Below are 15445 nucleotides of genomic sequence, written 5' to 3'. Positions count from 1 at the left end.
CTTGGGGAAATTAGAGGGAAAGGTTCACGCCGAACAGGAAGGCGCGGCTGCGAGGGTAGGCAGCGTAATCAACACCGGGCGTCAGGGCGGCGTTGCCACCGCGGCGCACGTTCACGTCGGGGTCGTAGCCGGTGTATTTGGTGAACGTGTAGATGTTGTTGGCCGTGGCGTAGAAGCGCACTTGCTCCAGCTTGGCGCGGCGGGTAATCGACTTGGGCAGGGTGTAGCCAAGCGTGACGTTGTTGATGCGCAGGAACGAGCCGTCTTCTACCGCCCACGAGTGCAGGAACACCTTGCGCTGCGGCGACCAGATTTTGGCGTTCTGGTTCAGGCGGCGGGTGGTTTCGAGGTCGGTGATGATCTGGCCGTTGTCGTCGATGGTGCGGTACCGGTCCTTCATGATGGCCAGCCCGTTGCTCAGGTAGGTATTGGGCAGGTAAGAAGTCTGCTCAATCTTGTTGGCGTTGTAGATGTCGTTGCCCACCACCCAGTTTACAAACACGCTGGCATCGAAGCCTTTGTAGGCAAACTGCTGGTTCAGGCCGCCGGTAAACTTGGGGTTGGCGTTGCCGATTACCTGCCGGTCTTCAGGTGTTACTTTGCCGTCGCCGTTGAGGTCCTTCAGCTTGATGGTGCCGGGAATTACTTCGTCGGTCACGCCGCTGTAGCCGGTCACGTCTTTGTCGGTTACCACGCCCGGCTTCAGCACCCAGCGCTTCAAGGCGGTGTCGTAGCGGTCGAAGTCGTCGGCGGTGTAGAAGCCGTCGGTTACGTAGCCGTACATCAGACCCACCGGCTGGCCCACCTGCACGAGGTAGTCGGCGGTAATTTCGGTGCTGGCCCAGCCGGAGTACTGCGGGTCGAGGGCGTCGCGGCCGGGGCCGAGGCTAACCACCTTGTTGCGGTTGAAGGCAATGTTGGTGTTGGCCGTGTAGGTGAATTCCGGGGTTTGCACCACGGTGCCGCTCAGCTGCAACTCCACGCCTTTGTTGGAAGTAGCGCCGATGTTAGTCGTTTGGGTGGTGTAGCCCGAGGTGGGCGGAATGTTCAGGTCCACGAGCAAGTCGCGGGTGCGGTTGGTGTAGGCATCCACCGTAAACTGAAGCCGGTTGTTGAACAGGCCCAGATCCACGCCCAGGTTGCGCGACACGGTGGTTTCCCACTTCAGGTCGGGGTTGGCCAAACGCGTGGGCGCCGAGCCGGGCAGGATATTCTCCAGAATGGCGTACTGAATGTTGCCGCCGGTCGAGTAAATCGGGTCGTAGAGGAAGTCTTGGATGCGGTTGTTGCCGGCCAGGCCGTAGCTCAGGCGCAGCTTCAGGTCCGATACTGTCGAGGACATCGACTGCATGAAGTCTTCCTGCGAAATGCGCCACGCGGCGGAAGCGGCCGGGAAGTAGCCCCAGCGGTTGCCTTTCTTAAACTTCGACGAGCCGTCGGCGCGGAACGTGGCCGTCAGCAGGTACTTGTCGGCGTAGGCGTAGTTCAGGCGGCTAAAGCCCGACAGCAGGTGCGCGTCGACCGGGCGGCCCGTAGTGGGGGCCGGTTGCGGCGTCGAGGGCGCGTTCGGGTCGCGCTGGTTGATGTTGTTAATGGCCTTTTCCTCCGAAATCGTGAGCGGCATGTACACGCTCTGCACGAGTTGGGTGGTGTTGCGCTGCTGGTACAGCTCGTGGCCCAGCACGGCGTCCAACGAGTGCTTGTCCTTTTTCCAGGAGTAGCTCAGCACGTTGGAGTTGTTGATGGTCACTAGGTTGCCCGTGCCGATGGTCACGAAGGGCAGGCCCGAGTAGTTCGCACCTTTCACCGTGGGCGAGTACTGCCCGTTGAAAGTCTCTACGCGGGTGTTGGTGTTGTCGAACCCGAGCGTCGAGCGGATGGACAGGTTCTTCAGAATATTGAAGGTGGCATTGCCGCTGAGGTTGACCAAGCGGCGGCGGTCGGCGCGGTACTCGTTCTGCAGGGTCAGAATCGGGTTGGAGAGCTGGCCCGAGTTGCTGAAGAAGTCGTCGTCGGGGTTCAGGTCCGGGTCGATGTCGCCCAAGCCGGGCAGCACCAGCGGCACGTACGAAATGGTGTTGCGCAGGCGGGTGTTGGTGGTCGAGCCGGTGCCTTGGTTCGACGTACCCACGCCGGTAATCACCTGGTCGTTGAAGCGGGTATTGAAGCCGAAGCGGAATTTGTCGCTGGCTTTGTGCTCGAAGCGGAAGTTTACCAGGTCGCGCACGAAACCCGAGCGCAGCTGGATGCCGTCTTCGGTGTTGTGGGTCAGACTCAGGGCAAACGTGGTGCCTTTGCCGCCGCCCGAAACCGACAGGTTGTGCGTCTGCTGGAAAGCGTCGCGGCCGAAGGCGCGGTCCTGCCAATCCAGGAACTCGGCCCGGCGCGATACGCCCAGCGTGTCGTAGCCGAAAATCGGCTGGCCGCTGGCGTCGGTGCCGACGGGCTGCGAGTAGTCGCGGGTGTCGCGGAAGGTGCTCGAACCGAAGCGCTTCCGGTACTGGCCCAGTGTGGTGCTGCCGGCCAGGGCGGCCTTTTCGTAGGCGTAGTCCACGTAGTCGGCGGGTTTCAGCACGTCCAGCAGGCGCGTGGCGCGGCGGAAACCGGCAAAGCCGTTGTACGATACCGACAACTTGCCTTCGCGGCCGCCTTTGGTGGTGATGATAACGACGCCGTTAGCGCCGCGGGCCCCGTAAATAGCAGTGGCGGCGGCATCTTTCAGCACGTCGACCGACTGGATATCCTGCGGCGAAAGCACCGACAGCGCGTTTTCTACCTGCACCCCGTCTACCACGTACAGCGGCGAGTTGTCCTGGGTAATCGAGCCGCCGCCGCGCACCCGAATGCGGATGTCGGCGCCGGGCTGGCCTTCGCTCGACGTCACCTGCACGCCGGCCAGGCGGCCTGCCAGAGCTTCACCCGTCGAGTTGACGGGAATGTCTTTGATCTGCTGGGCACTAACCGACGACACCGAGCCAGTCACGTCGCGGCGGTTGACTTCCTGGAAGCCGATAACCACCACGTCGTCGAGGATTTTCTGGTCTTCCTTCAGGCTCACGCTCACCTCGCTGCGGTCGTTGAGGGCCACATCCTGCGCCTCAAACCCAATGAAGCTGAAACGCAGCGTCACGTCGCCGGTAGCGGGCACGCTCAGGCTGAACTTGCCGTCGGGGTCGGTAGTAGCCCCAATGGTGGTGCCTTTCACCACGACCGTTACCCCCGGCAGGGCTTCCGATTTATCGGCGGAGCGAACCGTGCCTTGAATCCGGCGCTGCTCCTGCGCCGAGGCTACCAGCGTCACCCCAAGCAGCGGCGCCAGCAATAGTACGTGTCGTTTCATGTAGGAAGTGGGAGTGGGAAAACGTAAGGGGGGAGGTTATTGAAGCTGGCCGATGCCAACGGGGTCCATGTCGGTGTATTCGCGGTTTTCGCCGGCCATGCCCCAGATGAAGGCGTAGGCCGACGTGCCGCAGCCGGTATGAATCGACCACGGCGGCGAAATGATGGCCTGCTCGTTGGCAATCCAGAGCGGGCGCGTTTGGTGCGGCTCGCCCATCAGGTGCAGCACACGCTGGTCGGCGGGCAGGTTGAAGTACAGGTAGGCTTCCATGCGCCGGTCGTGGGTGTGGCTGGGCATGGTGTTCCATACCGAGCCGGGCTGCAGTTGCGTGAGGCCCATTACCAGCTGGCAGCTTTCGATGCCTTCGGCGTAGATGTATTTGTAGATGGTGCGACGATTAGCAGTTTCCAGTGCGCCCATTTCCACCGGCGTGGCTTCGGCCTGCGTGCGGCGGGTGGTGGGCAGCACCCGGTGCGCCGGCGCCGACAGCAGGTAGAACTTCGCCGGCGCGGCGGCGTCGTGGCTGCTGAACTGCACCTCGCGCGACTCCTTGCCCACGTAGAGGCAGTCCTGGTGGCCCAGCTCGTAGCGGGTGCCATCAACCAGTACCTGGCCGGCGCCGCCAACGTTCAGAATGCCCAACTCGCGGCGCTCGAGAAAGTATTCGGCTTTCAGGCTGTCGGGATTGGGCAGGGCCAGCGCCTCGCCCGTGGGCATAGCGCCCCCGATAATCATCCGGTCGTAGTGCGAATACACCAGCTCGATGTGGCCGGGCACGAACACGCGCTCAATGAGAAAATCGGCCCGCAATTCGGCGGTCGTCATTCGGGCGGTTTCGCGGGGGCTGGCGGCGTGGCGTTGGTGCATGAGCAGAAAAAGCGGGTGGAAAAGAGTCTGGGGTGGTTGCGAAATCGGAGTGGTCTAGCGGCCCATCCAGCCGCCGTCGACGGTGAGGATGGTGCCGTGCACGTAATCGGCGGCGGCCGAGGCGAGGAACACCGTGGGGCCTTTGAAGTCATCGGGTGTGCCCCAGCGGCCGGCCGGAATGCGGGCCAGGATGCTGCTGGAGCGGTCGGGGTCGTTGCGCAGGGCCTCGGTGTTGCTGGTGGCGATGTAACCCGGCGCAATGGCGTTGACGTTCACGCCGCGGCCGGCCCATTCGTTGGCCAGCGCTTTTACAACCGAGCCAATGGCGCCTTTGCTGGCCGCGTAGCCCGGCACGTTGATGCCGCCCTGAAAGGTGAGCAGCGACGCCGTGAAGATGATCTTGCCCGAACCCTGTTCCAACATGCGGCCGCCGAAGGCCCGCGCGAGGCGGAACGGCGCGTCGAGGTTGATGGCCAGCACTTCGTCCCACAGGTCGTCGCCGTGCTCGGCCGCCGGGGCACGCTTGATGGTGCCGGCGTTGTTGACCAGAATATCAATGCGCGGGAAGTCGGCCAGCACCTGCGCAACAAAGGCATCGACGGCGGCGCGCTGGCTGAAATCGGCCCGGTAGGCGGTGAAGCGGCGGCCGAGGGCCTCCACCTGCTGCTGCGTGTCGCTGCCCTGCAAGGCCATCGAGGCCGAGACGCCGATGATGTCGGCACCGGCTTCGGCCAAGCCTAGGGCCATGGCTTGCCCAATGCCTTTGTTGCAGCCCGTCACGAGGGCTACTTTACCGGTCAGGTCGAACGACGCTGCGTTGCTCATTTGCGAAATGGAGAAGGGCGTTTGGTAACTTTCCGGTGAAATCCGAGCATCTTTGGGACCTTGGAACAGCAGACTGGTTTGTTAAATTTCATAGCTCCCGGCGTAAAAAGAAGATGAGCACAATGTTTATTTGCGCAATCGTTATCGGGAACGTTGCCATTTCGGGCAGCGCGCTGATTTCAGCCAATTCTTCTTTCGACCCTACGCCTTACCTTCCTTTTTGAGGCTGCATAAATTGCTCCTTCCGCCAGTCTCAATAATTGCATTTAACCGTTTTCGCTCTTGGATACCATCACCATCAAAGACATTGCCCGCGCCCTCAATTTGTCGACCTCCACGGTGTCGCGGGCGTTGCGGGGCAGCTATGAAATCAACCCCGAGACCAAACGGCTGGTGATGGAATACGCCGAGCGGCTCAACTACCGCCCTAACCCGATTGCGCTGAGCTTGAAAGGCAGCAGCTCGCGGGCCATCGGCGTGATTGTGCCGCAGATTGCCAACTACTATTTCTCGCAGGCCATCAACGGCATCGAGGCCATTGCCTACAACCGCGGCTACCACGTCATCATTTTTCAGACCCACGAGTCGTACGAGCGGGAAGTGGCCAACGTGCAGCAGGCCGTGGCCCGCAAGGTCGACGGGCTGCTGATTTCGCTTTCCAGCGAAACTTCCGACGTGTCGCACCTCAAGGAGCTGCAGCAGAAAAACCTGCCGCTGGTGCTCTTCGACCGTGTGTCGGATGAGCTGGATGTGACCCAAGTGGTGGCCGACAATTTCGGCGGGGCCTTTGCCGCTACCGAGCACCTGCTGCAGGCCGGCCGGCGCCGCATCGCGCACCTCACCATTCCGCCCTGGATCAGCATCACGCAGGAGCGCCTGGCCGGCTACCGCGCCGCGCTGGAGAAGTACGGCGTTCCCTTCGACGAGAACCTGGTGCGCTACGGCACCTTCGGCCCCGACGAGGCCGGGCAGATGGTGGACGAACTGATGGCCCTCGACCCACGGCCCGACGCTTTCTTCACCGCCTCCGACCGGCTGGCCCTGGGCTGTTTGGCGGCGCTGCGGCAGCGCAAAGTGGCCATTCCCGATGAAGTGTCGCTGATTGGTTTTACCAACCTGCACGTGGCCGATCTGTTGTCGCCCTCGCTGAGCACGGTGGTGCAGCCGGCCCAGGAAATCGGGCAGCTGGCCGCCGAGCGCCTCATCGAACTGATCGAACGGAAGCACCGCGCCGCCCCGGTCGGTACGGTGAAGGTGCCAACGGAACTGGTGGTGCGCGAGTCGTCGCGCGCGACGTCCGTTACGCCAGTTCCCTAACGCCCAACGGCGCCTGCTCACCAAACAGCAGTAGCGGCGAATTCAGCTTTTTAAACTATTTCAGCGCTTTGCGCCCGCGCCGAGCACCGACTGGCAACGTTCCCGATAACGTTTGCGGAAATAAACCCGTGCGGCTCCTTCGTTTTGCGCGCTAAGCCGTGAAAATTGTACAACCATTCGCCCGTCCTGTTCGATGGGTGTCAGTGTTTTTCTGATTCCACCTCCTACCCCACTCTTCTTTTCTGTCGTTATGAAAAAACACGTACTCTCGGCCGTTGCAGTGGCCCTGTTGTCGAGCCTGGGTCTGGCGGCACAAGCCCAAACCCAAGTGTTTCAGCAGTGGCCCATGACGCGTAACAACCAAGACAGCGCCGCTGTGCGCTCGGGTGTTACGGCCAGCGCGCCTACCCTGCGCAAATTTGTGGTGTCCGATGGTTCGGCTACCGCTACGGTACCGGCCTACTCCAACCTCGTGGGCCAAGCCATTGCCCCGCAAGCCGTGGGCACCGGCTGGAGTTCCAACGCCACGCCTCCCGGCACCGGCAGCTCGCTCAAGCGCACGTTCTACGAGCAATTCACCGTGACGGCCGCGGCCGGTTCTACGGTACGTGCCGACTCCGTTATTCTGACGGCTGGTTTCCTGGGCACGGCTAGCGGCACCAACATGGGTGTGGTGTACTCGCGCTCCAGCTTCACGGCTGACTCGACCGACGTAACCGGTGGCAAAGGCCCCAACGGCGTTTTCAGCGGCGTGGTAACGGGTGGTTTTGCTGGTCCGGTAGCTCTGGCTCAGGTTTCGACGGGCGCTCCTAACACGAACACCTACCGTCTGGCTCTGAACGGTGCTACGGGCGTCACGCTCAATGCCGGCCAAACCCTCACCATTCGGGTGTACTTCAGCTGCAGCAGCAGCGGCGCGGCGGCCCGTTTCGCCCTACTCAAGAACGTCATCGTGAAGAGCCGTCAGGCCGTGGTTTCGGCCACCAAGCCGCTTGACAAAGTGGCCCTGGGCATCTACCCGAACCCCACGCAAAACAACGTAGTGGTGTCGCACCCGGTGAGCAAGGCTGCGGCCACCATTGCCGTGTACGCCGCCGACGGCCGCAAAGTGGCTTCGTTTGTAGCGCTGCCCAACGCCGAGCGTACCAACCTGAACATCGGTTCGCTCACCAACGGCATCTACCTGGTGGAATACACCAACGACCGTCAGCGCAGCGTGTCGAAAATCGTGAAAGAATAACCGTTCCTAACAAGTCAGCTCACATAAAGAGGGCCGCTGGTAATTCCAGCGGCCCTTTTAGTTTTTCAGGCGGGTGAGTGGCGTTTGCCGCTCCGCTTTTCGGCGGCACTGCTGCTGCTAGCTTACAGCTTGCCCACGCCGGCGCCCTGCATCACCACGGTTTTCACGTCGGCAGCGGGCGTGAGGGCAGACTTGTAGTCGTAGGGCAGCTGCAGCGGCGTGGGGCAGCTGGCGGTGGTGGGCTGGCTGCCTGAGCAGTTTTGATACACGTTGTCAAGGACGTCCCAGAAACCCGATGCGGGACTGTTTTTGGTTACCACCGGGTCGCGCACGTCTTCGAAGTAATTCTGCTCGACGCGCAGGCAGGCACCCATGCGCGCATTCACGCCCGAGCCGCGCACGTGCTGGTAGTAGTTGTTGAACACGTGGCCGGTGCCGAAACGGAAGCTGGGCACGCGCTCCTTGATGTTGCGGTAGTAGTTGTGGTGAAAGGTGATGCGCCGGTCGTGGTTCTGCGCCTCTTTGTCGGACGAGCCAACGAGGTGGCACTTGTGGTGGTCGTGGAAGTAGCTCCACGAGATGGTGATGTTGGCGCTGTTGTCCTTGGCGTCCACCAAGCCGTCGTAGAGGTCCTGGTTGGGTTGGGTGGCGGGGTCGAGGTTGAAAAACTCGCAGTGGTCGACCCAGATGTTTTGGCTGTTGCCCTGGATGGTCACGCAGTCGCCGTCGTTGGTGGCCACCTGCGCCCGTTTCTCGCTGTTAATGTAGGTCTTCGTTACCGTCGACATCGTGAACTTCAGGTTCTGCACGATGACATTCTGCGCATCCACCAGATTCAGCCCCACGCCTTCCAGAAAGCCCGTAGCGCCTACACCCAATAAGGTTTTGTTTGACTTCACGCGAATGGAAGCGCCTTCGCTCCCGCCCGAAATGGTGCCGCCGATGCGAATGACGAGCGGCTCGGCGCTGGTGGCATAGGTGGTCAGTTCGGCCAGGGTGGTGGCCGTAACGGTGCGGCCCGCCGCGCCGCCGGTGGTACTGCTACCCACGCTGGCAAACCCCACGACCCCGGCAGTAGCAACGGGCGTCGCGGTAGCCGCAACACTGGGCATTTGGGGCACGGTGCTTTTCTGTTCGCTGACGCAGGAAAAGCTGGTAATCAGGGCGCAGCCAGCCACCAACGACAAGGCAGCAGTGGAGCTGCGGGCGGCAGCACGGGCAGGTATAGACATACTCAAAAACGTGTGGAGAAAAACAGTCCGGCGCCTTATTCGATGCGGAACCAGTCGATGTCGGCCGCACCGGCGTCGTTGAACTTGGCGGCGCGGCTGCAGAACAAGCCAACTTTCGCGCCAATCCATTTGCCTTCGCGGGCTTGAAACTCGGCCCCCAGCGGCTGAAACGCTTGGCCGTCGAAGCTGTAGCTGAACTGGCACTTGGCCCCGGCCCGCACCGCCACGCGCAAATACAGCGGCTGACCGGCTTGGGCGGCGGGCACTTCCACGGGTGCCGTGGTGGTTTCGGGGCTCAGCTTGTCGGCATTCAGGCACACGGCCTGGCTGAGCAGCAGCTTGCCGCCCTGGTTGGCTACGGACAAATAGGCGTAATCGAGGCCCATCACGATCAGGCCCAGCTTTTCGCCTTCCAGTCGGGGCGTGAAGGCGAGCTTCGTGGTGGCCGTGAATACGTCGGCGGGCAGCTTCTGCAGCAGCAAATTGGGTACCTGCCAGTAGTTTTTGAAGCCTTCGGGCAACGGCACCGAATACAGCCGCAAATAGCCCTGCGGTCCGTTCAGAAAAGCCCAGTAATCCTGCGGATTGGCATGCCACTGCCATTGTAGGCCCAGCTGGGTGCTGCTGAATTCATCGGAAGTGGGTGGCGTGGTCAGCGGCTGGGCTTTTCCCTTCACGGCTGGCTTGCGGTAAGTTGCCACCGGTTCGCCCTTGCCGTCGCCGTCGGGGTCGGCGCCAATAACGGGCCAGTCGTTTTTCCAGCCCATCGGCTGCAGGTGCACTACGCGGCCGTAAGGGCCCTGGTCCTGGAAATGCAGAAACCAGTGCTCCTTGCCGTCGGGCGTATCGACCCAAGCGCCCTGATGCGGGCCGTTGACGGCGGTTTTGCCCTGGTCCATCACGATGCGGTCTTCGTAGGGCCCATACACGTTTTTGGAGCGCAGCACCAACTGCCAGCCCGTGGGCACGCCGCCGGCCGGCGCGAAAATGTAGTAGTAGCCGTTGCGCTTGTAAAACTTCGGGCCTTCCAGCGTGGGGTGCTTGGCGTGGCCATCGAACACCAGTGCGTCGTCGCCGGTAAGGCGCAGGCCGTCGGGGCTCATGGGGCTGATGGCCAGAATGGTTTTGATACCGGCGCGGGAGCCCGCAAAGCCGTGCACGAGGTAGGCGCGGCCGTCTTCGTCCCAGAGCGGGCAGGGGTCAATCCACCCTTTGGCTTCCTTCACGCACACCGGCGCCGACCATGGCCCGGCGGGGTTCTTCGCTTTGGTCACGAAGATGCCGAGGTCGGGGTCGGGGTAGTAGATGTAGAATTCCTTGTTGTGGTAGCGAATGGCGGGGGCCCACACACCGTTGCCGTGCTGGGGCTCGGCGTAGCGCACCAGCGGCGGCTGTTTGCTGAACACCGCGCCGATGATGCTCCAGTTGACCAGGTCGCGGGAATGCAGAATCTGCAGACCCGGCACGGCGTTGAAGCTAGACGAGGTCAGGTAATAATCGGCCCCGACGCGCACCACGTCGGGGTCGGAATAGTCGGCGTAGAGGACCGGGTTTTTATAGGTGCCATTGCCCAGGTCGGGCACCCATACTTTCGAAAGGGCGCCTGTGGGTTGCGCGGCCCCCAGCAGCGGCAGCGCGGTCAGCAGCGCGCACAAAAGTTGTCGGAACATGCCAGAAAGAACATAGCAGCGCCGCCGTTTGGCCCGAGCAGTACCCGCGTTACCGTTTCATCCGGCAGCATGCACTTCACTCACCACAGTTTCGGGCCGCCCGGCGGGCGCTGCTGTTTAGTTGCCGGCTTGCTGCAGCAGCCAGGTGGCCAGATCGTTGCCGGCCTTGAAGTTTTCGAACTCGGCCGGAATCTTGCGGCCGTCGGTGTATTCGTTGTAGAGCCACGGGTCGCCCACGGCCAACACCGTGCCTTTGCCGAGGGTGGCGGTGGCAATGATGATTTGGTCGCCCTGCTTTACCAGCGGCTTGGCCGGGCCGGTCAGCGCCAGCGTCGACAGCTCTTTGATGTAGGCCGTTTTGGCGGTTTTGAAGACGTTGTTGCCGCCTGTCAAATCCACCTTACCCTCCTCAAACTGACTGCCTTTCACCATGTTCAGGCTGGTGTCGGTGAAGCGGATGCCGAAGGCCTGGGCCAGCTGGTTGAAGTGCTTGATGTCGCAGTTGGCCGTGTCGTTGGCCATGAGCATCAGTACGCCGCCGGCCTTCACCCATTCGGTAACGGCTTTCACGTCGGCGGCCTGCACGAAGTTGGGCTTGGTCGTTTCCTTCTTCGTGTCGGGGTCGACGATGATGTACACGTTCACGTTCTTCAGCGACGCGGCCGTGGGCGCCGTGGGAATGGCCACCGTGCTGGCCCCGAGGCTGCGGAACTGGTTGCCCCACAAGTTGAAGCCCGAGTGCATGCGGTCCTCCCAGGTGTAGTGGAAGCGTTCCTGCGCGCCGGTGAGGGCGCTCTTGCGGTACTCGTTGTTGAAGTAGTAGTCGAGGCCCACGGTTTTGCCCTGGCCCGGGCGCGGGCCGTTGGCCTGCTCCATTTCGAGGCTGGCCAGAATAAACGGACCGACGCCTTTCAGGTCGTTTTTGCGCAGCGGCTCGCTGATGTAATACTCGAAGCTACCGTCGCGGTAGGGGTTGCCGCCGAGGCCGCCCACGCTTACCGTGCCGTTGAAGGCCAGGCCGCCGTCAGCTTCGGTGGCTACAAACTGCTTCAGCAGGCCGTCGTAGCCTTTTTGGGCTACGGCGCCGAACTTCTTGTCGAGGTAGCCGAGGCGCACGCCTTTGGCCAGCATGTACACAAACATGCTGCTGCCGGAGGCTTCGGCGTAGTTGCCCTTGCGCCCGGCTTGGTCGACCACCAACGACCACGTGCCGGTTTTGGCATCCTGGTACTTGGCCAGCACCGGCGCGAGGCGCTGCACGTCTTTCACCAGCTGCTGGCGCTGCGGGTGGTTTTGCGGGAAGTAGTCGAGCACGTCGACCAGGGCCATGGCGTACCAGCCCATGCCCCGGTCCCAGAAATTGGGCGACTGGCCGGTGGTTTTGTTGGCCCACTTCTGCTCTTTGCTCTCGTCGTAGCCGTGGTACATCAGGCCCGTCTTCGGGTCGACGAGGTGCTTTTCGATCAGGGCAAACTGCTTGGCCACGTCGTCGAAACTGGCGGGCTGGTTGAAGGCCTGGCTGTACTCGGCGTAGAAGGGCTCGGCCATGTAGAGGCCGTCGAGCCACATCTGGTTCGGGTACACCTTCTTGTGCCAGAAGCCGCCTTCCTTGGTGCGCGGCTGCCCGTCGAGCTGCTTGCGCAGGTACTGGGCGGCCTTCACGTATTTCTCCTGCTTCGGCACCGAGGTTTGCGCCAGCGTGAGCAGCGCGTGGCCGGTGGTCAGGTTGTCGAGGTTGTAGTCTTCCAGCTTGTAGGTGCGAATCGAACCGTCTTCGCGCACAAACTGGTCGAGGTCCTTCTGAATGTAGGTGAAGTATTTCGGGTCGCCGGTGCGCTGCCATACCCGCTCCAGGGCCTTCAGCATCAGGCCCTGCTCGTAGTCCCAGCGGGCGGTTTTGCGGTTGCCGATGAGGATGGAATCGGGGTGCCAGCTGATGAAGGCGTCGGCCATGCGCTGCGACACGGGCTTGGCGGCGGGGGCCGTTTGGGCCTGGGCGGCGGGCGTCAGCAGCGTGCAGCTCAGCAGCAGGCCGAGCGAGAGGTTGGCGGTTTTCTTCACGGGCTTAGCGCTGCGAAACGGTTACGGTTTTCTTCGACACTTTGTCGCCGAACTCAATGCTTTTCTTGGCTTGCTTGGTGTCGGTGTTGGCCAGCTTCACGTCCTTAGACCGGTCACCGGTCACGCGCATCAGCAGCTCGGCACCGGGCGTGTAGCGAATGCCGTCGAGGGTGATGTTCTGGCTGTTCTGCACTTCCATCACGGGCAGGGTTTGCGTCGAGAGCAGGGTCACGTTCTTCAGCTTGATGCCGCTGGCTTCGATGCACACGAGCCCTTTTTTGCTCTGCAACACCGCGTTTTCGATGCTGATGTCCTTGATGGGCATTTCCGGCAGGCCGCGCACCATAATGGCGGTTTCGGCGCCGTTGCAGGTCACGTTGCGGATCTGAATCTTGCGAAACTGCGGCGTGCCTTCGTCCAGCGGCTTGGCTTCGATGACGGGCGGCGCCGTCGACTCGCCGGCCAGCGGCACGGGGTCTTTGGCCATGTAGTACATGTCGAAAATGATGGCCTGGCCGGGAATGTCTTTCATGTCGACGTTCTCGATGAAGATGTTCTCGACCACGCCGCCGCGGCCGCGCGTGGTTTTGAAGCGCAGGCCCACGTCGGTGCCGATGAAGTTGACGTTCGACACGTAGATGTTGCGCGCCCCGCCCGACATTTCGCTCCCGATGACGAAGCCGCCGTGCGCGTGGTACACGGTGGTGTTGCGGATGATGAAGTTTTCGGTGGGCAAGCCGCGCTTGCGGCCCTGCTCGTCGCGGCCCGATTTGATGCAGATGGCGTCGTCGCCCACGTCAAACGTGCAGCCTTCCACGATGCCGTTACGGCACGATTCCAGGTCCAGCGCATCGGTGTTCTGGCCGTACTCGGGGTTCAGGGCCTTCACGTTCCGCACGATAATGTCTTCCGACATGAGCGGGTGAATGGTCCAGGCCGGGGAGTTCTGGAAGGTCACGCCCTCGAGCAGAATGCGCTTGGAGCGGGCCAGCACCAGCATGTCGGGCCGCAGGAAATCCTTGATGTCCTCGTAGTCCTTCACCTCTTTGCCGGGCTTGAGGTAGAAGGCCTCGGGAATCGTGGTGCCTTTCAGGGCCGAGGCCGAGGGGTACCAAGTGTCTTTCTTTTCGTTGAGCACGCCGCTTTCCTGCTGGCGCTTCCACTGGGTTTCGGTGAGCTTGTTCTTCTTCACCGGGCGCCAGGTGTTGCCGGCCCCGTCGAAGATGCCCTTGCCGGTAATGGCGACGTTTTCGAGGTTGTCGCCGTAGATCAAGGCTTGGTTGCGCACGGCGTCCACACCCTCCCAGTTGGTTTTGATGAGGTGGTAGGCGTTGTGGTCGTCGGTGAACTGCACCAAGGCACCCTGGGCCAGGTGCAGATTCACGTTGGAGCGCATTTCGATGCCGGCGGTGCGCCAATGGCCGCGCGGCACCAGTACCACGCCCCCGCCCTGCTGGCTGCAGGCGTCGATGGCTTTCTGGATGGCTTGGGTATTGAGCGTCAGGCCGTCGGCCACGGCCCCGTGCTTGACGATGGAAACCGTGTCGGCGCGGAAGCTGGTGGTTTTGACGACGGGCAGGCTGGCTGCTGTCTGGGCCGTGGCGGCGCTGGTAGCCAGCAGGCTGCTCAGCGCGAGGGCGGCAATCGGAAACGATGTTTTCATAGAGGGAAACTGGCAAACAGAAACGGCTGCCGGCGTGGCGACCTGCGGTTCCGGCAATGCCGCTGATTTGCGCATTCCCAAGAAGCTCCGCTGTCCACAGTGGACTTTTCTCCTTGTTAAGTTTGGGGGAAAGCCGGCAATTCCCGCCAATAGGATATTATTTTTTGCGCAAACGTTATCGGGAACGTTGCCAACCCTCGTCACAGCGTCGCAAAAGCCTTGGATTTTCACGTAAATCAGCTCGAAGGGGGCCTACTGATTTTCTTCCGTAGGGGCTGCTATTTGTACTATCGGCAGAAAGCAAACTTTCTGCTTTTCTCAATGTGGCCCAGCGGCAAGGGCAAAAGATGAAGCGGCAAATCCAATAACCAAACGCGTGCCGTAGGGTTAAAAGTCAGTTCATCCACACCAAACCTCATTTCCCATGTTCAAGCACATTTGCACCGCCGCTGCCCTTGCCGTACTGCTCACCGTTGGCCTGGCGCCGGTCGCTTCGGCCCAGAGCAAGATGAAAACCAAGGACGACGGCACCACCAAGATGAAGGGCAAGGACCGCCCCATGAAAAGCGGCGCCGGCATGAGCAACGGCAGCATGGGCGCCTCGGCCGGCGTGATGGTGGGCGGGGCCATGATGACACCCGACAAGGATATCGTGGCCAACGCCCTTGGCTCTTCGGACCACACCACGCTGGTAGCGGCCGTGAAAGCCGCCGACCTCGTGTCCACGCTGCAAGGCCCCGGTCCGTTCACGGTGTTTGCGCCCACCAACGCGGCTTTCGGCAAACTGCCCGCCGGCACCGTGGAGACGCTGGTGAAACCCGAAAACAAGGCCACGCTCACCAAAATCCTGACCTACCACGTAGTGCCCGGCCGCCTCACCGCCATGCAGCTCAAGGATGGCCAGACGCTGACTACGGTAGAAGGCGAAACACTCACGGTGATGAAAAAAGGCAACAGCGTAATGCTACGCGATGCCAAAGGCGGCATGAGCACCGTCACCATTCCCAACGTTATTTCCAGCAACGGCGTGACCCACGTGGTCGACACCGTGCTGATGCCGGCCCAGTAAGCCGCACCGGTTTTTTCACGACGTCCGGGCCGTTCTATCCTTCGGGATGGAACGGCCTGTGCATTTCCGGCCCGCTGAGCCTTGGGGCCCGCCGTTGCGGGTGAGGCAGGAGGATATACGGGCGAAGTGAGGCCGGGGCTTGGCATAGAAATCAGTGCCAA

Annotated in this window: 10 protein-coding genes; 3 read left to right on the top strand and 7 right to left on the bottom strand. The window is 61.9% G+C overall.

All coding sequences use genetic code 11. The features are described from left to right. Positions 1 to 10: 10 nt before the first annotated feature. From F0P96_RS00675 to kduD, 3 genes are read right to left on the bottom strand one after another with little or no spacing between them, the layout of a single operon-like run. Positions 11 to 3340, bottom strand: a complete 3330-nt coding sequence (locus F0P96_RS00675; protein WP_151076829.1) for a SusC/RagA family TonB-linked outer membrane protein — start codon at positions 3338 to 3340, stop codon at positions 11 to 13. A gap of 36 nt (positions 3341 to 3376) precedes the next feature. Continuing rightward, positions 3377 to 4207 carry a 5-dehydro-4-deoxy-D-glucuronate isomerase gene (kduI, locus tag F0P96_RS00670; RefSeq protein ID WP_151076828.1) on the bottom strand — a complete coding sequence of 277 codons (831 nt, stop codon included), beginning with the start codon at positions 4205 to 4207 and terminating at the stop codon, positions 3377 to 3379. Positions 4208 to 4261: 54 nt separating this feature from the next. Next, positions 4262 to 5032 (bottom strand): 2-dehydro-3-deoxy-D-gluconate 5-dehydrogenase KduD, encoded by a 771-nt coding sequence (kduD, locus tag F0P96_RS00665; RefSeq protein ID WP_151076827.1) that lies wholly within the window; start codon positions 5030 to 5032, stop codon positions 4262 to 4264. A gap of 282 nt (positions 5033 to 5314) precedes the next feature. On the opposite strand from kduD, the gene F0P96_RS00660 reads away from it, so the two are divergent. Next, a complete protein-coding gene (locus tag F0P96_RS00660; protein ID WP_151076826.1) occupies positions 5315 to 6349 on the top strand; it encodes a LacI family DNA-binding transcriptional regulator in 1035 nt (344 codons plus the stop codon). A gap of 250 nt (positions 6350 to 6599) precedes the next feature. Next, the gene (locus F0P96_RS00655) at positions 6600 to 7589 is read left to right on the top strand and encodes a T9SS type A sorting domain-containing protein (protein ID WP_160620066.1); all 990 of its coding nucleotides are present in this window, start codon (positions 6600 to 6602) and stop codon (positions 7587 to 7589) included. 122 nt (positions 7590 to 7711) lie between these two features. Here the strand turns inward: F0P96_RS00655 and F0P96_RS00650 are convergent, their stop codons facing one another. From F0P96_RS00650 to F0P96_RS00635, 4 genes are all read right to left on the bottom strand, one after another. Further along, positions 7712 to 8821: a pectate lyase family protein gene (locus F0P96_RS00650; protein ID WP_151076824.1), complete on the bottom strand. Its 1110-nt coding sequence runs from the start codon at positions 8819 to 8821 to the stop codon at positions 7712 to 7714. A 35-nt stretch (positions 8822 to 8856) separates the two neighbouring features. Next, positions 8857 to 10491 carry a glycoside hydrolase family 43 protein gene (locus tag F0P96_RS00645; RefSeq protein WP_151076823.1) on the bottom strand — a complete coding sequence of 545 codons (1635 nt, stop codon included), beginning with the start codon at positions 10489 to 10491 and terminating at the stop codon, positions 8857 to 8859. Positions 10492 to 10608: 117 nt separating this feature from the next. Next, the gene (locus tag F0P96_RS00640) at positions 10609 to 12444 is read right to left on the bottom strand and encodes a glycoside hydrolase family 88/105 protein (protein ID WP_151077602.1); all 1836 of its coding nucleotides are present in this window, start codon (positions 12442 to 12444) and stop codon (positions 10609 to 10611) included. 112 nt (positions 12445 to 12556) lie between these two features. Further along, entirely contained in the window at positions 12557 to 14215 is a 1659-nt protein-coding gene (locus F0P96_RS00635; protein WP_151076822.1) for a glycoside hydrolase family 28 protein, read from the bottom strand. Between the two features lie 559 nt (positions 14216 to 14774). On the opposite strand from F0P96_RS00635, the gene F0P96_RS00630 reads away from it, so the two are divergent. Continuing rightward, positions 14775 to 15284: a fasciclin domain-containing protein gene (locus tag F0P96_RS00630; protein WP_235917376.1), complete on the top strand. Its 510-nt coding sequence runs from the start codon at positions 14775 to 14777 to the stop codon at positions 15282 to 15284. The last annotated feature ends 161 nt before the right edge of the window (positions 15285 to 15445 follow it).

Source organism: Hymenobacter busanensis (genome assembly GCF_008727865.1).
In the GTDB taxonomy this organism is placed as follows: domain Bacteria; phylum Bacteroidota; class Bacteroidia; order Cytophagales; family Hymenobacteraceae; genus Solirubrum; species Solirubrum busanense.
The sequence above is the reverse complement of the archived record's forward strand: the minus strand, read 5'-3'. Positions and strand labels throughout refer to the sequence as shown.